General features: G+C 66.9%; 11 protein-coding genes. 7 read left to right on the forward strand and 4 right to left on the reverse strand.

Annotated features, from left to right (window positions below; all coding sequences use genetic code 11):
• Positions 1-67: 67 nt before the first annotated feature.
• The 4 genes from SK1NUM_RS11420 (at position 68) to SK1NUM_RS11435 (ending at position 11441) form a co-directional block, all read left to right on the forward strand.
• Positions 68-6298, forward strand: a complete 6231-nt coding sequence (locus tag SK1NUM_RS11420) for a DEAD/DEAH box helicase (RefSeq protein ID WP_212322075.1) — start codon at positions 68-70, stop codon at positions 6296-6298.
• Entirely contained in the window at positions 6291-8549 is a 2259-nt protein-coding gene (locus tag SK1NUM_RS11425) for a UvrD-helicase domain-containing protein (protein WP_212322076.1), read from the forward strand. Before SK1NUM_RS11420 ends, SK1NUM_RS11425 begins: the two co-directional genes overlap by 8 nt.
• A gap of 5 nt (positions 8550-8554) precedes the next feature.
• Positions 8555-9430 carry a nucleotidyltransferase domain-containing protein gene (locus SK1NUM_RS11430; protein ID WP_223927539.1) on the forward strand — a complete coding sequence of 292 codons (876 nt, stop codon included), beginning with the start codon at positions 8555-8557 and terminating at the stop codon, positions 9428-9430.
• A gap of 640 nt (positions 9431-10070) precedes the next feature.
• Positions 10071-11441 (forward strand): DUF4032 domain-containing protein, encoded by a 1371-nt coding sequence (locus SK1NUM_RS11435; protein WP_212322077.1) that lies wholly within the window; start codon positions 10071-10073, stop codon positions 11439-11441.
• 1 nt (position 11442) lies between these two features.
• Here the strand turns inward: SK1NUM_RS11435 and SK1NUM_RS11440 are convergent, their stop codons facing one another.
• Positions 11443-12708, reverse strand: coding sequence for an ATP-binding protein (locus SK1NUM_RS11440; protein WP_212322079.1), 1266 nt, complete (start codon positions 12706-12708; stop codon positions 11443-11445).
• Between the two features lie 162 nt (positions 12709-12870).
• On the opposite strand from SK1NUM_RS11440, the gene cysS reads away from it, so the two are divergent.
• From cysS to SK1NUM_RS11455, 3 genes are all read left to right on the forward strand, one after another.
• Positions 12871-14298 (forward strand): cysteine--tRNA ligase, encoded by a 1428-nt coding sequence (gene cysS / locus SK1NUM_RS11445; RefSeq protein ID WP_212322080.1) that lies wholly within the window; start codon positions 12871-12873, stop codon positions 14296-14298.
• A complete protein-coding gene (gene rlmB / locus SK1NUM_RS11450) occupies positions 14299-15246 on the forward strand; it encodes a 23S rRNA (guanosine(2251)-2'-O)-methyltransferase RlmB (protein ID WP_212322081.1) in 948 nt (315 codons plus the stop codon).
• A gap of 351 nt (positions 15247-15597) precedes the next feature.
• Positions 15598-17034, forward strand: a complete 1437-nt coding sequence (locus SK1NUM_RS11455) for a glycine hydroxymethyltransferase (RefSeq protein WP_212322082.1) — start codon at positions 15598-15600, stop codon at positions 17032-17034.
• Between the two features lie 68 nt (positions 17035-17102).
• On the opposite strand, the gene SK1NUM_RS11460 is transcribed toward SK1NUM_RS11455, so the two are convergent.
• From SK1NUM_RS11460 to SK1NUM_RS11470, 3 genes are all read right to left on the reverse strand, one after another.
• Positions 17103-17387, reverse strand: coding sequence for a hypothetical protein (locus tag SK1NUM_RS11460; protein WP_212322084.1), 285 nt, complete (start codon positions 17385-17387; stop codon positions 17103-17105).
• Positions 17384-18646 (reverse strand): inorganic phosphate transporter, encoded by a 1263-nt coding sequence (locus SK1NUM_RS11465; RefSeq protein ID WP_212322086.1) that lies wholly within the window; start codon positions 18644-18646, stop codon positions 17384-17386. The genes SK1NUM_RS11460 and SK1NUM_RS11465 overlap by 4 nt, the downstream gene beginning before the upstream one ends.
• Positions 18647-18785: 139 nt before the next feature.
• The gene (locus SK1NUM_RS11470) at positions 18786-20447 is read right to left on the reverse strand and encodes a DUF2207 family protein (protein ID WP_212322088.1); all 1662 of its coding nucleotides are present in this window, start codon (positions 20445-20447) and stop codon (positions 18786-18788) included.
• Positions 20448-20771: the final 324 nt, after the last annotated feature.

A 20771-nucleotide genomic window follows, 5' to 3' on the forward strand; every position in this document is an offset into this window, starting at 1 on the left:
TGCAACTACCTCGCCGTCGTACTCCCTCGATATGCTCTTCCCCAGCCGATGTCAAAAGGAACCAACGATGGGTGAGTTGCTGCCGGGCCCGCAGGCGCAGCGTCTGCGCGAGGGCATCCTGGACTATCTCACAACCACCTTCGCGCTCGCTGAGCCCGCTGCCCGCAGTGCTCTGCGGGCGTTCCTCGCTGACGAGGACTCGGGCATGTTCAAGGGCCCGTATCTCAAGACCGGCATGCCCTTCCGGGCTGATCCGCGGCGGGCAGCGCTCGGCTGGCTGCCGCCTGGCTTCAGGCCCTACGCCCACCAGGCCGAGGCCTTCACCCGTCTCAGCAGCCGCGACGGACGGCCGCAGCCCACCCTGGTGACCACCGGCACCGGTTCCGGGAAAACCGAGGCCTTCCTCTACCCCATCATCGACCACTGCCTGCGGGCCCGCCGCTACGGCGTCCCCGGCGTCAAAGCCCTCATCCTCTACCCGATGAACGCCCTCGCCAGCGACCAGGCCGCTCGTCTCGCCAAGCTGCTGTGTCCCGCTGACGCGCCAGACAGCCGCGCCCTCGGCGGCATCACCGCCGCCATCTATACCGGAGAGCAGGAGGAGAGCCGGCCCCGGGTCACGCCGGAAGGGCTCATCACCGACCGCTCCGTCATCCGCGACGACCCACCGGACATTCTGCTGACCAACTACAAGATGCTTGACCAGCTGCTGCTGCGCGCCGAGGACCAGGCCCTGTGGCGGAACTCAGCCGACTCGCTCACCTACCTCGTCCTCGACGAGTTCCACACCTACGACGGGGCGCAGGGAACGGACGTCGCCATGCTGCTGCGGCGTCTCGGCCTGGCGCTCAAGTCACACTGGCCGGCCCGCGGCAGCTCCCGCGACAACCACAGCCCCGCGGAGTGGGAGCGACCCCTCGGGAAGATCACCCCGGTCGGCACCTCGGCCACACTCGGACCGAGCGGCGACGCCGCCGACCCCACCGCCAGCATCATCGACTTCGCCACTCAGGTCTTCGGCGAGAGGTTCGATGCCGGCAGCGTCGTCAAAGAGCAGCGCATGAGCGCCGAGGACTGGCAGTCGCAGTCCGGCACCGGCGAGAAGACGCCCGCGAGAACTCCGCTGAAGATCACCCCGGACATGGCGGCCAAGCTCCTGCGCGACCTGGACGGCACGCCCGAGCGGGAGCGCGCTGCCGTCCTGCTGCGGGGAATGTTCGAGTTCCCGGCCGGAGACGTCACCGGCGTATCCCGGGAGGACATGCAACACCTGGTCCGGAGCCACCCCTTCATTCAGGATTTCCTGGAGGAGACGCGCCAGGCCACCCACCTCACCGAGCTGACCGAAACCCTCCTGCCCGGTGAACCGGCGACCCTGAAGGATCGCCGCGCCTTCCTCGTCGAGCTGCACGCGGCACTCGGGCAGCTGCGCGCCGCAGGTCCGGACGGCCGCCCGGACCGGGGCATGCCGACCACAGAGGTCCATCTCTGGATCCGCGAGGTGACACGGCTGGACCGCTATGCGGAGGTCGCCGCCCGGTTCCGCTGGTACGACGACGGGCCCGCCGCACCGGCCGACGAGACCCAGGACTCGGGCATCGCGTTCCCAGCTATCTACTGCCGGATGTGCGGGCGCTCAGGCTGGGGCGTCTCACTGGCCCCTGTCGGGTCGTCCCTGGCGGCCAGCGACGAGGGCATCCGCCGCGACCACGCGGCCCGGGAAGGACGGTTCCGCGCGCTCCTGCACGCCCCCGCCGAGACTCAGGAGATGCTGCCAGGGGTGGTCTGGTTCGATCCCGGAAACCGTGAGCTCACCTCCCGCGACCCCGACGACCAGGCCCTGCGCGAAGGCCGGGTGCTGCGGGTCCAGACCCATACCGGCCCCGACGCCGACCAGCTCTCCCGTAAGGACACCTGCCCCGGATGCCAGCAAAGCGATGCCATCCGCTTCATGGGCAGCGCCGTCGCCACCCTGCTGTCGGTGTGCCTGTCATCCCTGTTCACCGAAGGGGCCATCTCCTCTAGGGAGAAGAAGGCCCTGGTCTTCACCGACTCCGTGCAGGACGCCGCCCACCGGGCCGGATTCGTCACGGCCCGCTCCCACACCCTGACGCTGCGCTGCGTACTGGCCGAGGCCACCGACCAGCCCCGCACCCTGCCGGAGCTCGTGGAGCGGGTCATCGAGATCGCAGGCACAGACCCGGTCCGCCGGTATCGCCTGCTGCCGCCGGATCTCGCGCATCGCGACGACCTGCGGTCCTTCTGGCAGCCGGACGCCACCCGCCGGACCCCGTCCCCAATCACGCGGCGTCTCCTGTTCGATGCCGCTCTCGAATTCGGCCTGGTCAGCGGCTATGGCCGCACGCTGGAGCGCACCGGCACCAGCAGCGCACACATCGAGGCAGGCACACCGGAGGAGCTCGCCGCCCTGGCGGGAGACGTGGTCAAGAACCTTGACCAGGCACTGTTCGAGGCAGACATCACCCCGGCGCAGCTCGTCGCGTGGGTCCGGGGTGTGCTAGAGCGGATGCGCACCCGGGGCGCCATCGCCCATCCCTGGCTCCGGCGCTATGTCAAACGCGACGGCAATCGCTGGGACATCTGGGGTGGGCGTCCCACAGGCATGCCAGCTTTCCCCAAGGGCCGCACCGCTCCGGCCTTCCCGCGGGCCGTCGGGTCGCGCATCGACCCGGACCGCACGCTCCTGGATCCCGTCGCCTCGCCCCAGTCGTGGTACGCCACCTGGACCAGGCGCTGCCTGGGCATCACCACAGGCGCCCCGGTGCTGGCGCGGGCGCTGCTGGACGAGCTCACCGCACACGAGATCCTGCAGGCGAGCGCCACCGACTCCGGCGGCCGGGTCTATGCCCTGCCCGGCGAGCGTGTCGTCGTGACCCGCATCGACGACACAGACCTGGCCGAGGGGCGGCACAGCCTGCGCTGCACCGCCTGTCACAGCATGTTCCCGGTCAGCCGGGACACCGGCGACCAGCTGGCGGGCGCCCCGTGCCTGCACCAGTCCTGCACCGGGACCCTCACCCGCGAGCCAGGCGATCCGGGCAATTTCTACCGGCATCTCTACCGCTCTGGCGACGCCCGCCAGATCGTCGCCCGTGAACACACGAGTCTTCTCGACGCGCAGCAGCGCCTGGACTATGAGAACGGATTCAAGCGCTCCGGCGACGACCCGTCCGCCCCGAATGTACTGGTGGCCACCCCCACCCTGGAGATGGGAATCGACATCGGCGACCTGTCAGCGGTTTTCCTGGCGTCGCTGCCCCGTCGTGTCGCCAACTACGTGCAGCGCGTTGGCCGCGCGGGACGCTTGACCGGCAATGCCCTGGACATCGCCTTCGCCCGCGGCCGCGGCGAGGTGCTGTCACAGCTGGGCGATCCCCTTTCGCTGATCAACGGTGCGGTCACTCCGCCGGCCACGTATCTCAGCGCCGAGGAGATCCTGCGCCGCCAGTACCTGGCCCACCTCGCCGACCGCCTAGCCCGCGACCCGAAGGCGATACATCCCCGCACCACCGCCAAGGCCCTGGAGCTGCCGGGGCCGGGGACCTTCCTGGGGCAGCTGATCGAGCTGGCGCGCACAGACGCGGAAGACACCCTCGCAGGTTTCCTGGCCAGCTTTGACGTCGGCGAAACCTCGGCGCTCCGGACTGAGACCATCGAGGCGATGCGCAGCTGGGCCATCCCCGGCGACGACGGCTTCGCCCTGGCGGAGACCATCATCAAGGCTGCCCGCGCCTGGCACGAGCAGCGCACCGAGCTGATGGAGCTGCGCGATGCCATCCAGCAGCAGCTGCCCGACTTAAGGTCCAGGGAGGCCGACAGCAAGGAGGACGCCCAGGCGCTGCGCGAGGCCGAGGCGGAGCTGCGTCTCATCGGGCGCCAGCTCAGCGAAGCCAGGCACGAGTACTGGGTGGCGGCGCTGGAGAGGCAGGGGCTGCTGCCCAACTACAGCCTTATCGACGACTCCGTCCAGCTCGACGTCACCATGACCTGGAGCGACTCCGAGACCGAGGAACGCCACCTGGAGGAGGGCTCCTACACCCGGCCGAGTGCCCGCGCCCTCACCGATTTCGCGCCCGGCGCCACGTTCTACGTCGGCGGCCACCAGATCAGCATCGACGCCGTCGACATCGGACCCCAGGGCAACTCCATCGGGACCCTGAGGCTGTGCCCGCACTGCGGCTATGCTCAGGAGCTGGCCCGCCACGCCACCGGAGCGCAGCAGCACATCCGCTGCCCTCGCTGCGAACAGCCTGGCATCGGGGATCGCGGGCAGTGTTTCCGGAGCGTCGAGCTGACGAAGGTGTCGGCCTATGTGCGACGCGAGGAGTCGCGCATCGACGACCGGGCGGACGAACGCCAGCTGGCCGGGTTCACGGTGCTTGGCATCGCCGACATCGACCCGGACCGGGTCCAGCGGAGGTGGTTCACCAGCACCGGCATCGAATTCGCCTATCTGCGGCAGCTGGACCTGCGATGGCTGAACCTGGGACCTCGCCGCCACACCGCCGCCGAGCTGATGATCGCGGGGGAACGGATCAAGGCGCCGCTGTTTCGGATCTGCTCCAGCTGCGGTCACCTGGACCGAGGTGGCCTGGTCAACTCCCGCGACGAGCACCGTCCCTGGTGCAAGCACCGCAACGACCCGGACGAGCACATCGAGAATGTGCTGCTGCACCGTCGCCTCACCACGGAGGCGATCCTGCTGGGACTGCCCAAGGAGGTCGCCTACGGACACGATCCGTTCGCCCTGCCGAGCCTGATCGCCGCCATCCAGCTCGGCCTGCGGGAGTCCTACGGCGGAGCCCCGGACCACCTGGCCGCCTTGCAGGTCCGCGACCCGCGCACGCGACGGGAGGCACTGCTGCTCCACGACCTGGTCCCGGGCGGCACCGGCTATCTCGCCGAGCTGGCGGATCCCGAGCAGCTGCGCACCGTGCTGCAGCGCGCCCACGACCGGCTCACCGGGTGCGGCTGTGCGGGCGAGGGCCGCCTGGCCTGTCACCGGTGCCTGCTGCCCTTCGCCGCCAGTAACCACCGGGACCTCACCTCCCGCTCCGTCGCCGCCCAGCACCTGGCCACGATGCTCGGATCCAGCTGGGAGATCAACGAGGAGCCCCGGCCGGCCGAGGACCCGGAGTCCTGGCTTGAGCAGCGGTTCCGGCGGGCTTTCGTGCGGCTCGCGGAGAAGCTGGGTGCCACCGTCACGCAACAGCCCGGGCTGTCCGGGAACACGATCTCCGTGTCACTGGGGAACCGTCGTTTCAAGCTGCAGCCGCAGGTCACTGTGCAGGACACCCGCCCGGACTTCCTGCTGTCCTCACCCGGCCTGCATGACGTCGCGATCTACACCGACGGCCTGGCCTTCCATGCCTCACCTGAGATCGACCGGATCGCGGACGACGCCGCGAAGCGCTCGGGGCTGCGTGACCTCGGGATGGTTGTGCTGGCGGTCACCGCCGCTGACTTGGATGCCGACGACGACGGCATCCAGCCGGCAGCCCCAGCCTGGTACCGGCCGGAGCTGGCGCAGCGGCTCAATGCCAAACCCCAGCTCCAGCACAACGACATCGCCCGGAAGGCGTTGACCGGTGGTCCGATAGCTTTCCTGGAGGCCTGGCTGCAGGGCATCGACGTCGCAAACCTGTCCCGTTTCGGCCATACCGTCCCGGTGCAGCTGTTCGCCGCCGGCAGGCCGCCTTCGGATCCGCTCGGGCACCAGGCAGTCGCGGCGCTGCCTGGTGACGACGTTAGGGTGTGGCGGCACGGCACGCTCGCCGTCGCCGTCGCGAAAGGACCACCGGGTGAGATGCCGTTGCATGCGGTCCTCGACGACACCGCCGACCTGGGAACACCCGAAGCGCAGGACTCGTGGCGGGAGTGGCTGCGCCTGGCCAATGCTGTCGTATTGCTGCCGGTGCATCAGGCGCTGCTGAGTGCCGCGACCATGGCGGCCAAGACGGCTGGACGGCCGGCGGAGAGGACGAGCGTCCCCGTCGATCTGGTCCCGGGCTGGGTGCCGGTGGCCGCCGAGTTCGGCGGAGAGGAGATGGCGCAGGTGCTGATCGGCCAGCTCAGCGCAGCCGGGGTCGAGCCACCGGATGGCGGGGTCGGACAGGAGCTGGGCGACGGCATCCCCTTCGACCTGGTGTGGGAGCAGGACCGGATCGCAGTGCAGCTCGATCCCTCGGCCGAGACGGTGTCGCTGCCGGGCTGGCGCGTACTGGCGCCCAAGGCCGATCTGATAGTCGCCGCCTGGAAGGAGCAGCGGAATGGCTGAGAGCATGATCATCTTTCCGAGACAGAGCAGCAGGCTCGATGGGAGCCTCAATCAGAAGGTGATGGCCTTCCTGAACAAGCTGGCCACCGATGATGCGGCCGCGGGACTGCACATCGAGCGCATCCACAATGCCGCCGACCCGCGGGCCCGCACGGGCCGGGTGGACCTGAGCTACCGGGCCCTGCTGTTCAAGCTCACCGGGGAGAAGACCGCCTACGTCCTTCACGGGGTCTATCCCCACGACGAGGCCTACGAGGTGGCGGCGAAGACCCGCCTGAGCGTCAACCCGGTCAACGGGATCACGGACTTCGTCACCGCCGACCCCGCTCAGCCACCCCGCTACGAGGCTCCGGCGCAGGCCAGCGTGGCGGACGGCCCCAGGCCGCTCATAGACTTCAGCGCGGAGGACCTGATCGTGTCGCTCGGCATCCCGCCCGAGGTCGCACGGACCGCCGTCAGGCTGACCACCCCGGAGACGGTCCGCGACTATGCCTGCACCTTGCCGGAATGGCAGGGCCTGGCGCTGGTGATGCTGGCCGGGGGCGAGTCCATCACCAGCGTCGGTGAGGAGCTCAAGATCTTCAAGGCCGACGAGGCCCCCGCGAACCTGGATCAGGCCGAGGCTGCGTTCAAGCAGTACGAGCAGTCCGATCTGGTCTCCGACCAGGTTCTTCTCGATGGCTTCGACAAGCCGGCTGCCCAGATGGGGTTCGCCAAGCTGGCCGGCGCCGAGGAGCTGCGTCGCGTCATCATGGAGGGCGACTTCTCCGCTTGGCGGGTGTTCCTGCACCCGCAGCAGCGCAACTGGGTGAATCGCGACTGGCGGGGCAGCTTCCGGCTGGGCGGCGGCGCTGGTACCGGCAAGACCGTCGTCGTGGTGCATCGCGGACGGCGGCTCGCCCGCCAGCACCCGGGTGCTCCCGTGCTGCTGACCACGTTCAACACCAATATCGCCGCGGAGCTGGACCGCAGCCTGCGCAGCCTGGACCCGGAGCTGGGACGGGCCAGCAGGCTGGGAGAGCCCGGGGCCTATGTCAAGGGCATCGACGCGCTGGCCAGCGAGGTCCTGCGGCAGGCCGGGCCGGGCATCATCGACGCATGCGCCGAGGTGCTCGGGGTGGGACGCAGCGACCTGCAGCGCCGCACCGCACGCAGCGCCTGGCGGGACGCCGTCGAGACGGCCGGCCAGGGGCTGCCCGAGCGGTTGCGCCGCGATGTTTTCCTGCAGTCGGAATACGAGATGGTGATCCTGCCGGCCCGCATCACCCGTGAGGAGGAATACCTGCGGCAGCCCCGTCCCGGCCGGGGGGTGCGGCTGAACCGGGCGGCTCGCCGGGCGGTGTGGGCGGTGGTGTCGGCCTACCGGGCCGCGGCCCTGCAGGATGACACCATCGATTTCGCGGAGGCGGCCATGATCGCCGCGACCCATCTGGAGCGCTCCGGCACAAGGCAGGCCCAGCATGTCCTCGTCGATGAGGGCCAGGACTTCAAACCCTGCCACTGGCACCTGGTGAGGGCCCTGGTCGCACCCCAGGACAACGACATTTTCATCGTCGAGGACTCGCACCAGCGGATCTACGGGAACAAGGTGGTGTTGTCGCATCACGGCATCCAGATCCGGGGCCGGGCCGCCAAGCTGCGGCTGAGCTACCGCACCACCGCCGAGAACCTGGAGTTCGCGGTGAGGATCCTCGAAGGGCACACGTTCACCGACTCGGATGGCCAGGAGGACTCCCTGGACGGTTACCTGTCCGCCCGCACCGGTCCGAGGCCGCAAGTCGAGAGCTGTCCCTCCCCCGCCGAGGAACTCGACTTCGCCGCCAGGACCCTCAGGAGCTGGCTCAGGGAGGACGGCGTCGCCCCGGAGACCCTGGCGATCCTGGTGCGGGACACCGCGGGCCGGGCCCGTGTGGTGGAGGGGCTCGCGCAGCATGGCATCGAGGTCCGGCCGCTGGACCGGGGCATCCCCCACCCAGGGGCCCCAGTGGCGCTAACAATGCACCGCGCCAAGGGCACGGAATTCGCGAAGATCCTGCTGTTCGGCCTGTCCACCGGTTCCATCCCGATAAGGCTCGACGCCTACAAGTACGACACCGCCGAGTACGAGGATGCGATGCTGCGGGAGCGCTCCCTGCTCTACGTGGCTGCCTCCCGCGCCAGGGATGAGCTGGTGATCACCTATCACGGCAGCCCCAGCGAACTGCTCCCGCAGAGCCCGGCCGAGGTCCACAAACCCCAGCCTCTGCCCTAGCCAGGGTGGCTCAGCAGCTCCAGTGGATCCTCTACGATGTCCGCATGTTCTGCACCCTGACCGATGACTTCGATGCCGCCACCGTCGGAAGGATCCAGGCCCGGCTGGATGAGGTGGAGCTGGAGCATGGCGTCAGGGTGGTGTGGGCGGTCGAGTCGGGCAGCCGGGCCTGGGGTTTCCCCTCCCCCGACTCCGACTATGACTGCCGCTTCTTCTACATACGATCGTATGACGACTACGTCTCGCCGTGGCGGCCCCGCGATGTCATCGAGACCCCGCTCGATGACGTTCTCGACGTCAACGGCTGGGATCTCATCAAAGCCGTCCGGCTCGGAGCCAAAAGCAATGCGACCGTATTGGAGTGGTTGCGCTCGCCGCTGGTCTACCGCGGCCAGCCCGAGTTCGCGGAGGAGCTGCTTGAGCTGTGCAAAGGCCTGGTGAACTACGACGCGGTCCGAAACCACTATTTCCACACCGGCCGTTACGCCTGGGACCGGTCGGGCGTCACGAACGGCGAGGTCATCTCGCTGAAGAAGTTGTTCTATGCCATCCGTCCCGCGGCAGCCCTGCAGTGGATGCGCCTGCACGGCTCTGCCGTGCCACCGATGAACCTGGCGGCGCTGCTCGACGAGGCCCCACCCGCCCCTGACGTCTTGGAGGCGATCACGGCTCTAGTCGAAGCCAAGTCCGTCACCCGTGAACTCGGGAAGGGCATCGCACCAGAGCCCATCCGCCGCTTCATCCAGCACGAATTCCAGCTGGCCGCCGAGACCAAGAGCGGACCACGCCACCCCGCCGCCGAAGCACGGGCCCAGGCATCCCAGGTCTTTATCGACCTAGTGAGGCGTTTCGCCCCCCACGCGAACGTCCCTGCCACATGAGCTCAGCCCACGGCTGGCGTAGGACTGGAGCGCCTCTCCCGGCTCTGACCAGACGTCATCGCGACGGCCAGGTCTCTTCAGCCAGTTGCCGATGCTCTCCTCGAAGACGCCATAGCCCTTTTCCATATCCGGACCTGCCGGCCACCACCGAATGAGAGTCTATCCCAGTGCCCCAAAGACAGGAGCAATGCGCCATCATCACCAGCCCGGACCCCAGCTCCCGGCCTGGTGGGCAATGCAGTAAAAACCCAAGTCAGCCGTGATGGGAAATCTATAATCCAACGTCCCGAAAGCAGCATTTCTACACCACAAGAAAGCTGTTATCACCGGCACCAAGAGCACTGAGATATAACCTGTAAAAATATCTGATTATGGAGACCAGAACATTCACTTGACCTTTAAAATTACCTGCCGACCAGAGGTCAGCTACCCCTGGAAACCTGGCGCAAACAGCCCACAGACGTCGACCTCACGAGATTTATGAAACCCGCCTTACTAATTTGGCCAGCTCCGCTCGTCAGCTCTGGCTGATCCCACGAGCGTCCCGCACCCTGCCCCGGAAACTGCCTTTGAGACAAAATAAATACAAAGTTAACGAGTTTCTGTCTCAGAGTTGGGAAGTCGAGAGTAGAGTTATCCTGTGCCTAGATTCCTAGCCGCCAAGCCGGATGCAGCGCTGATCCGTCTGCCGTGGAACACGCCACTGGAGGCGTGGCCTACGCAGCACTTGGTCGCGCTCCCGAGAGGCATCTCCCGGCACGTGGTCCGATTCATCCAGGTGGGTGACGAGATCCTAGCGGCCAAGGAGATCCTAGAAGATGTGGCGGTGCACGAGTACCGGCAGCTGACGGAGCTGCGGCGGCTGGGGGTGCCGTCGGTCGAACCCGTCGGGGTGGTCCTCGGACGCCAGACCGGCAACCACGACCCGCTGGACCCGATCCTGCTCACCCGGCATCTGCCGTTCTCTCTGCCCTACCGGGCCTTGTTCTACTCGGGCGTGAAGCTGGACACGGTGAACCGCCTGCTCGACGCCATGGTGGCGTTGTTCGCACGGCTGCACCTGACCGGTTTCTACTGGGGCGACGTGTCCCTGTCGAACATCCTGTTCCGGCGGGATGCCGGCGAGTTCGCCGCCTACCTCGTCGACGCCGAGACCGGCGAAGTGCACCCCTCCCTGACCGATGGCCAGCGCGCCCATGACCTGCAGATCGCCCGCACCAACCTGTTCGGCGAGTTCTGTGACCTGGAGGCCGGCGGGATGCTGGATTCGTCACTGGACCCGCAGTGGCTGGTAGACACCATCGAGGAGCGCTATCAGAGCCTCTGGGCGGAGCTGACGGGCGTGGAGGAGTTCAGCGACTCCGAGATGTACCGGCTTGAGGGCCGGGTGCGACGCCTGAACGCGCTGGGCTTCGACGTGGCGGAGATCGACGTGCAGACCTCCCCAGATGGCCGCACCATCCGCATGCAGCCGAAGGTGGTCGAGGCCGGACACCACGCCCGTCGGCTGATGCGCCTGACGGGTCTCGACGCGGAGGAGCACCAGGCCCGGCGGCTCCTGAACGACATGGATACCTTCCGGGCGAAACTCCCTGGGAACATGACCGAGTCGGTGATGGCCCACAAGTGGCTGATGGAGGTCTTCGAGCCCGCGATCAACCGCATCCCGGCGCATCTGGAGGACAAACGCGACCCGGCACAGTTCTTCCATGAGCTCCTCGACTACCGCTGGTACCAGTCGCAGCGGGAGAACCGGGAGGTCTCCATCGACGAGGCGGCCGGCGGATACATCGCCGATGTGCTGACCACCCTGCCCGATGAGCATATGAGCAGCATCGACCCCGTCGGGCAGGAACTGGCCAACAAATACGACCCGTCCCAGGGTTTCATCGACGAGGAATACGAGAAGCCCTACGACCCCTGGGAGGACGAGGCCAACGCCCCAGAGGTGCCCATGAGTCTCGGCTTCGACATCGAGGCGCTGCGGGCAAAGGCAGTGCGGGATTCCTGATTCAGGGCCCCAGAAGCCCCAGGGGAACCACGGCCACCCCGTCCTGACGCCGGTAGGCCCGCTCGCCGGTCGTCAAGATGACCAGGTCAGCGATCCGGTCCGGGACCGTGTCACGCAGCCACCGCAAGTGACGAACATCATCGTCCTTGGGCGCAGCTGTGAGCTTGACCTCCATCGCCACGCACCGGCCGTCGTAGCCCTCAACAATCAGGTCAACCTCATGCTGTCCCCGAGCCGTACGCAGGTGGGAGACCGTTGCCTCCGCCGCCTGGGCGAGAACACGCACGGTCAACGTCGCGAGACTCTCAAACAGCGCCCCGAGAAGACCCCCGGCATGTGGAGCGGCGAGCTCTCCCCGTAGCAGGTCACTGGTCTTGACCCGGAGCAGTCGCGCTGCCAATGCCGGATCAGCCAGTTGATGTTTCTCACCACGGCCGAGGTTGCTCATGCCAGTCCCCACAGGAAGCCAGGGAGCCACCGGGTCAAGCAACCACAGCGAGGTGAGCCAGTCCCGGTAGTTCATAGCGGTGACCTTGGTCGGGGGATCGCCATCGCCCGGAGTGGCGTCGCGCCTGATGTTCTCCCAAGTGCTCGTGGAGGATGAGGCCTGGGCATAAGCAGCAGCCCAGGCACGCAAAGTCGCCGGACGCCGCACCTGGATGCCTCTTTCCTCAGCCAGATCGCGGGAAAATGCCCTTGTCAGATAGGAGTCAAGTTGTATACGCCTGGCGCGGGCCCCGAGAGGACGGATACCAGGAAAGCCCGAGGCCTCTATCTCTTCCACGTAATCGGCAAGCTTCAAAGGACAGGTGCCCTCTATTGCCGGATTTTCCCCCGCCAAGAGACCCTGCAAGCTGATACTGGGCCTCGCCACGCCGCGTTCAGGCAGCGACATCGGCCGCATCCGCAGAGACACGATCCGGCCTGCCCCCGAATGGATCTGGGCATCCGCGGGAGTGGCGCTACCCGCCAATAGAAATGTCCCCGGAGCAGCGCCATCATCCACTGCCCGCCGCACCGTGTCCCACAGCCACGGCAGGCGCTGCCACTCATCGAGCAGGATAGGAGGTTGGCGCTCTGTCCAAGACTGCGGGTCGGCTTCAAGCAGAGCCGCCACCTCAGGGACGTCGGCACGCAGAACCGTGCTGGCGCGCTCCAGCCCTGTCGCCGTCTTGCCAACCCCCTTCGGACCATCCAGGGCAATTGCCACTAGCTCCGGTGTGAGCAGGTCCAGCTCGTCATCGATCAAACGCCGTATATAAGCCATCAACTCACCTTGCCGCCATGCTTTACTATACTTTTATGTAACTTCTTAGTATACCTTTGCGTCAATCTGTACTGGTCCTTTCGTCGGTGTTTGACGGCTTCGTCACGCCGCCTGGCAGCAGTCAGCTGCACGTGTGCAACGCACGGCACTAGACTGCACAGGGTGAGTTTGCGCCTGTACAACACCGCCACCCGAGCTGTCGAGGACTTTGTCCCGCTGGTTCCCGGGAAGGTGTCGATCTATCACTGTGGGCTCACCGTCCAGGCCTCGCCTCATCTCGGGCACATCCGCAAAGAGGTGGTCTTCGACGTGCTGCGGCGCTGGCTGGCCTTCCAGGGCTACGAGGTCACCGTCGTGGCGAATGTCACCGATATCGACGACAAGATCCTGGCGAAGTCGGCGGCGGCCGGCGTCGAGTGGTGGGCGCACGCTTACCGCTATGAGCGGGAGCTCCACGACGCCTACGCGGCACTCGGCTGCCTGCCACCGACCTACGAGCCGCGCGCCACCGGGCACATCCCCGAGATGATCAGCCTGATTGAGATTCTCCTGGAACGCGGGCACGCCTACGTCGCGGAGGACGGCTCCGGGGACGTCTACTTCGACGTGCGGTCCTGGCCGCGCTACGGGGAGCTTTCGGGGCAGAAGGTCGACGACATGGCCCCCGCCGAGGACGCCGACCCGCGTGGCAAACGCGACCCGCGGGACTTCGCCCTGTGGAAGGGCCACAAGGAGACCGAACCGGAGACAGCGTCCTGGCCGACCCCGTGGGGGCGGGGACGTCCTGGCTGGCACCTCGAATGCTCCGCCATGTCTGGAAAGTACCTCGGAGACACCTTCGACATCCACGGCGGCGGCATAGACCTGCGGTTCCCGCATCACGAGAACGAGCTGGCCCAGTCCGCCGGGGCAGGGCACGGGTTCGCCAAGGTCTGGATGCACAACGCTTGGGTGACGATGGCCGGCGAGAAGATGAGCAAATCGCTGGGGAACACAGCCCTGGTCTCAGAGGTCACGAAGGCCTTCGATCCACGCGCGGTGCGTTTCTTCCTGCTCGCGCCGCACTATCGCAGCCAGATCGAGTTCTCCCCCGCCGACGAGACCACCCGCGGTTCACTCGCGGAGGCGGAGAAGGGCATTGAACGTATCGACTCCTTCCTGAACAGCGCACGAGAGCTAGGCGTTGCCGCCGGCGAAGCGGGCGGCCCGCACTGGGAGGCCTTCGCCGCGGCGATGGATGACGACCTGGCCACTCCGGCAGCCGTCGCGGCCCTGTTCGACGCGGTCCGGGCCGGGAACCGGGCGATCACGGGGCACGGGGAGGTATCGGACCTGTACGCCACGGTCACGGCGATGACACGCATCCTCGGCATCAACCCCGACGAGGCTCCGTGGGCGCAGACGTCATCCGGAGATGACCTGGGCCCCGTCGTCGACCGGTTGGTGGCGACGCTGCTGGAACAGCGCGCCGAGGCCCGGGCCGCCAAGGACTGGGGGCGGGCCGACGCCATCCGTGACACCCTGTCAGAGGCTGGGCTGAGCATCACCGACACCCCCGAGGGGGCTCGCTGGAGTCTGGAGAAGAAGTAGATGGCAGGCAATTCGAGACGTCCGGGGGCCAGGCACCACGGAAAGGGCAACACCGCAGGCTCCGGGGGGCGGATCCGCCGCTCCCTGCGTGGCAAGGGGCCGACGCCGAAGGCGGAGGATCGCGTCTACCACAAGGCCTACAAAGCCAAGCAGGAGGCTCTGAAACGACAGGCGGGCAGGCCGAAGCCGAAGACCTCCCGGAGCGCCGTCGGCGCGGACTGGGTGGTCGGGCGCAACCCGGTCCTGGAGGCATTCCAGGCGGGCCTGCCGGTTAAACAGGCCTATGTCGCCGAGGGCGCAGAACGCGACGACCGGCTCCGCGACATCCTCAGGTTCGCGGCCGAGCACTCCGTGCCGCTGCTGCAGGTGACCCGCGCCGAACTGGACCGGGTGACGGGCGGGCTGGCGCATCAGGGGGTGGCGTTGCAGCTCCCGGCCTTCGACTACGCGGACGCCGAGGACGTCTTCGAGGCCGCCTTCGACGTTCCATCACAGGGCTTGGTGGTGGCTTTGGACGGGGTCACGGATCCGCGGAATCTCGGGGCGATCGTCCGCTCGGCAGCGGCGTTCGGGGCGCAGGGTGTGGTGATCCCGGCCCGGCGGTCGGCGTCGATGACGGCGGCGGCCTGGAAGACCTCGGCTGGCGCTGCGGCCCGGATTCCCGTGGCCAAGGTGACCAACCTGAACCAGATGCTGCGCCGCGCCTCCGGCATGGGTTTCACCGTCGTCGGGCTGGCTGGTGAAAGTGGGACGCCGCTGTCGGGGCTGCCCGGCATGGATGGACCACTGCTGCTGGTGGTCGGCTCCGAGGGCGACGGCCTGGCGCGGCTGGTGCGTGAGCACTGCGACGCGCTGGTGTCGATCCCGATCACAAGCCAGGTCGAGTCCTTGAATGCCTCGGTAGCGGCGTCAATCGCGCTGTACGAGGTCACGCAGCAACGCTCTTGACGAGGTGCCCTTCAAGGCCGGACCGGACCAATTAAGTTGCACCGGAGGCCTGTGACCCGTCCGGCCGTACGGCTCCCGTCAGTTGCGTTCGATGCTCCTCCTCGACCCGGCCAGCATCTGTGGGGCCTCCTGCGGTGACGGCAGGTAGTACAAGGCAAGCGATGCCAGCGCCCATCGCACCTGCCATGTCCCTCATCGAAGACTTGCAACCCGCCACCTATAAAACTCCAAGCCCCAGCCATGGGAACCCGAGAGCCTGGAAACTGTCACTGAAAAGTCTACCGAGTGGCCAGCCCACCAGTAGAGTCTTCACGTGACCCTGGATACCGCCACAACGTTGAGGAGAGTTCCATGAACGACAACGCCGCCATCTCGTCGGCCTACCGCACCCTGCTGGGCATCGTCGGGGAGGTGGAGCCACGGATCAGTCAGGCCATCCGCGACGAGCTCACCGACCAGCGCGCATCGCTGAAGCTGATCGCCTCCGAGAACTACGCCAGCCTGCCGGTGCTCGCGGCGATGGGCACCTGGCTGAGCGACAAATACGCGGAGGGCACCATAGGGCATCGCTTCTACGCGGGCTGCCAGAACGTGGACACCGTCGAGTCCGTTGCGGCCGAGCACGCCCGGGAGCTGTTCGGCGCCGAATACGCCTACGCACAGCCACACTCCGGAATCGACGCCAACCTCACCGCCTACTGGGCGATCCTGGCCCACCACATCGAGACCCCGGCGCTGAAGGAGTTCAACGCCAAGAACGTCTCCGAGCTGACCGAGGCCGACTGGGAGACGCTGCGCAGCAGGTTCGGCAGCCAGCGGCTGCTGGGCATGAGCCTTGACGCGGGTGGGCACCTGACGCACGGCTTCCGGCCGAACGTGTCCGGCAAGATGTTCCACCAGCGCTCCTACGGGACAAATCCAGAGACTGGGTTGCTGGACTACGACGCCCTCGCCGCGCAGGCGGCCGAGTTCAAGCCGCTGGTGATCGTCGCCGGGTATTCCGCCTATCCACGTCGTATCGATTTCGCGAAGATGCGGGAGATCGCCGACTCCGTCGGTGCGGTGCTGATGGTGGACATGGCCCATTTCGCCGGCCTGGTGGCGGGCAAGGTGTTCACGGGGAACGAGAATCCAGTCCCGTTCGCCCATGTGGTGACCACCACCACCCACAAGTCGTTGCGCGGACCACGAGGCGGCCTGGTGCTGGCCACCAAGGATTACGCCCCCGACGTCGACCGCGGCTGCCCGATGGTGCTGGGCGGTCCTCTGTCGCACATCATGGCCGCCAAGGCCGTCGCCCTGGCCGAGGCCCGCACCGAGGCGTTCCAGGACTATGCGCACCGCGTCGCGGACAATGCCAAGGCTCTCGCGGAGGGGTTGCTGAAGCGTGGCGGCAAACTGGTGACCGGCGGCACTGACAATCACATCGTGCTGCTCGACGTCACGTCCTTCGGGCTGACGGGCCGGCAGGCCGAGTCGGCGCTGCTGGACGCGGGCATCGTCACGAACCGCAACTCGGTGCCGAATGACCCGAACGGCGCCTGGTATACCTCCGGTGTGCGGCTCGGCACCCCGGCGCTGACATCGCGGGGCTTCACCACCGCCGACATGGATGAGGTGGCCGCCATGATCACCGACGTGCTGAAGAGCACCGAACCGACGCTCACCAAAGAAGGCAAGCCGGGCAAGGCGAAGTACGAGCTCTCATCAAAGGTCGCGGAGGACTCCAAGGACCGCGCGGCCAAGCTCCTAGAGATGCGCCCGCTCTACCCAGGTCTTGAGATCTGAGGGGCCCCGCCCACCAGCAGCATGAGAAGGCCGCCCCCATCTGGGGGCGGCCTCCGTCGGTACTGAGGTCATCGTCCGGTGAAAACCGGGATGATGCCGTCGAAGACCAGCTGGACTCCAAGTCCGTGCGCGATGATCGTCGCAATCCCCGCGAGGACGGCCAGTAGCACCACCGTGAAACACACGCCGGCGGTTATCCAGCCAAGGAGGCTGGGTCTCTGGCCTGGGCCACCGGAACCCAGCGACAACGAACGCACACCCAGTGCGAACACCGCTGGCAGCCCGGCACCCAGGATCAGGCCTGCCAGCAGGACGTGCCAGGTGCCCTCGAATGCGAGCCAGAGGATCGTCATGCCTTGCTTTCCTCAGTCTGCTCGACATCGATTAGTTCCCCGATCTCAGGGACCAGAGGCCGTGGGGCGGTGGCGTTCTCCACCCACTCGTCGTTGACGTTGCTGTGGTCGACAGAGGATTTCCTGGAGTGCAGGTACATCCACAGCGACGTGGCGACCAGGATCAGGAACACCGCCAGGGCACCTGCCAGCCCACCGATGAGATGCCCCACACCCCACATGACGGCACCCACGAGTGCCGCGGCGGGAAGCGTGATGGCCCACGAGGCCAGCATCCTTCCCGCCACGCGCCAGTTCACCTTGGTCTTTGAACGCCCAAGCCCGCTTCCCAGGATCGACCCGGTGGCCACATGCGTGGTGGACAGAGCGAACCCCATATGGCTGGATGCCAGGATCACCGCCGCCGACGAGGCGTCCGCGGCCATGCCCTGCGGGGCGTTGATCTCGACGAGCCCCTTCCCCAGGGTCCGGATGATCCGCCAGCCTCCGAGATAGGTTCCCAGTGCGATCGCGACAGCGCAGGCCACTTTCACCCAGAACGGAACCGAGTGCAGTTCCGTCCAGCTGCCAGTGGCGATCAGTGCCAGGGTGATCACACCCATGGTCTTCTGGGCGTCATTGGTGCCGTGGGCCAGCGAGATCAGCGACGCCGACCCGACCTGCCCCCACTTGAATCTTTTCTCCCGGCGCCTCTCATCCATCGTGCGTGTGATGGCGAACACCAGCCAGGTGCCGACGCTCGCGACGATAATCGCGACCACCGGAGAGACCAGGGCGGGCAGGATCACCTTCCCGACCACGCCGTCGAGTTTGGATCCGTCACCAACCCAGTTGACTCCGCCAAACCCCAGGCCGGCGATCGTCGCCCCCACGAGGCCGCCGAAAAGAGCGTGCGAGGAGCTCGACGGCAGGCTCCACAACCAGGTCAGGAGGTTCCAGATGATGGCGCCCGCCAGTCCTGACAGGATGATCAGCAGAAGCCCCTCGCCGCCGTCGCCGAGCAGCTCGGGACGCGGTGCCCCGGCGTCATCCTGCAGGTTGACCACCGCATTGGTGACGGTAAGAGCCACTTCAACCGATAGGAACGCCCCGATGAGGTTCAGCAGTGCGGAGAGCATCACAGCGGTCTTGGGTTTCAGCGCCCCCGTGGCGATGGACGGAGCCATGGCATTGCCGGTGTCGTGAAATCCATTGGTGAAATCGAAGGCCAAAGCTGTCACGATCACCAAAGACAGCACGACTAACAGTTCTAGCGGCACAGCACTAGTTTGCAACTTCCAGCGGTGAAACCCGCAATCTGAGTCTCAAACCGCGGATATGTCGCATCATCTCAGGGATCAACTCGCAATACACCGGAAAACTCCTCTGGTTGCGGCCGCACCCAGCCAGCGCTCTCAGTCAGCGGCTGAAGAGCTGGCCTTGGACGGTGTTGATGAACTGGTTCAGGGACGGCGGCAGGTCACGCAGATGCCAGGTCTTAGGCGCGTGATACCAGGCGACATCCGTCGGATCCGGGGTGTCGTCGTCATCAGCTGCGGCCATCGCCTCAAGCCAGCGCTGCCGAGCGCCCAGCACGACGGTGTAGGGCAGCAGACGGGAGATCTCCGCCAGCTCCCGGCCCTTCGGCATCTGGTCGGTCGGGTGCGTAGCCAGGAGTGCCGAGAGCGCCCCCAGAGCCGCCACGAGACGCGTACCCTCTGGGGTGCGGCGGGGCATACGTGGCGCTATCCACAGCAACGCGATCGCCAGGGCCAGCAGCACCAGAGCCACCAGCCCAAACGTGGTGAAGGCCACCAGCGCCGCTCCCGCTGCCACCGCGACGCCAAGCCCCACCCAGCCGCGGACAGCCCATGAGCTGCGGGTGGAGTCCGGGCGGGACTCAAACCAGCCCCGCTCCACGACCTCGTTGTAGAGGGCGTCCTGCACCCCGCCGAGGGCGGGGGCCAGCACCTGGGGAAGCTGTGAGGCAAGGGAGTGACTGCCATCAGGCACCACCGCGTCCAGGAGAAGCGCCTCATAGGGGGCCAGCTCGTCACCTGGATTCTCCAAGCGGCTGAACTGCCAGTCCACCAGGCCGTACTGGGTGTGCTGCAGCTCGGTGATGCGCAGGTGCCCACGGACCGCCAAGTCGATCAGGGTTGCGGTCACGTCGATCGGGTCGACGCGTTCGTCAGCGACGGTGCCCACCAGCCCGGGACGCATGCCCTCGGCAGGCTCGAAGACCGACTCGCCGTCCCCGACCGGACGGAAGGATCCGACAGCTGCCACGTCGCCGGAGAAAGACAGATCCGCCCCGGTGCGGCGATGCAGCCACCACAGCAGCAGCGCACCCACCACGAGGGTGGCCAGCGCCGCACCCGCTGTGGCCAGGTCGATCCTGAAGGCGCGGTCAAGGTTCCACTGCTCATGGACCTCCTCAGTCGGCGCTACCTGCTCCGAGGCGAAACCGACCGTGAAGGTCACCTGCTCCCCGGCGCCCCGGGCGCTGGTCTCGAACATCGGCGTGAGCGAATTGTGGGTGCCTGCGGTGTAGACCTGGCATTTGTCGAGAGCCCCGGGCGGCCCCGCCGTGCAGTCCACCAGCTGGGGAGTTGCTCCCACCTGGAGAGTGCCGGAGGCCTTCTCCGTCGCCACAGACAATCCCTGCAGAGCTCGCCAGGTGAACACGCTCGTCTGCCCGTTGGAGCCGGGCTCACGCCGGGTGGTGCCCGTCACCTGGTAGCTAATCTTCACCGTGGTGGAGGGCTTCATCGAGACCACCGTGTAGTCCCCCTCCACCTTGGTGTCGACGTTCTCGGCGCCAGTCACCTCCATACCGGAGATGTCATAGGTGTAGGAGCGTTCCCGGTCGATGGGTGCCTGATTCGCTATCCGCTGGGTCAGCTCCGCGGGCGGGGTGTCGAATTGGATGGTCTCGGTGACCTTGAGAACGCCGGACTGGTCGAGCTGTCCCTCAAATACATATGACTTGGCTATGGGGTCCTCGGCGTGGGCCTGTGGTGTGCCGGCATAACACAACAGCAGCGTGAACGGGACCAGAAGCAGACGGAACAATCGCACCTTCGGGCTCCTCAAGTTGTCTTTGTCTGCCCTGACGGTATCGCATCGAGCACGCAAGGTCTGGCCGCCGGAGGCCTGTTGCCCCCTCAAGAAGATACTCTGACCAACATGTCGAACCCGATGCAGCCGCAGCCTCCGGCTAACCCGAGCCGCCAAGGCCCTGGCGGCAGCCCTGCTCCGCAGCGAGGTTCGCAGCAACCGGCATCGTGGCAGTGGCCCACAGAGCCTCCCGCCCCACGCCGGCAACAGCCCGCCCCATGGCAGGGGGCACCGGAGGGGGTGGGCGCCAATCCACTCCGGCCAGAGCAGCCCTCTCCAGGGCAG

Source organism: Arachnia rubra (assembly GCF_019973735.1).
In the GTDB taxonomy this organism is placed as follows: Bacteria; Actinomycetota; Actinomycetes; order Propionibacteriales; family Propionibacteriaceae; genus Arachnia; species Arachnia rubra.

Coding starts and splice junctions, on each gene's coding strand:
- SK1NUM_RS11420 (WP_212322075.1), top strand. CDS start 68: ATGGGTGAGTTGCTGCCGGGCCCGCAGGCGCAGCGTCTGCGCGAGGGC.
- SK1NUM_RS11440 (WP_212322079.1), bottom strand. CDS start 12,708: ATGGCTTATATACGGCGTTTGATCGATGACGAGCTGGACCTGCTCACA.
- SK1NUM_RS11425 (WP_212322076.1), top strand. CDS start 6,291: ATGGCTGAGAGCATGATCATCTTTCCGAGACAGAGCAGCAGGCTCGAT.
- SK1NUM_RS11455 (WP_212322082.1), top strand. CDS start 15,598: ATGAACGACAACGCCGCCATCTCGTCGGCCTACCGCACCCTGCTGGGC.
- SK1NUM_RS11460 (WP_212322084.1), bottom strand. CDS start 17,387: ATGACGATCCTCTGGCTCGCATTCGAGGGCACCTGGCACGTCCTGCTG.
- rlmB (WP_212322081.1), top strand. CDS start 14,299: ATGGCAGGCAATTCGAGACGTCCGGGGGCCAGGCACCACGGAAAGGGC.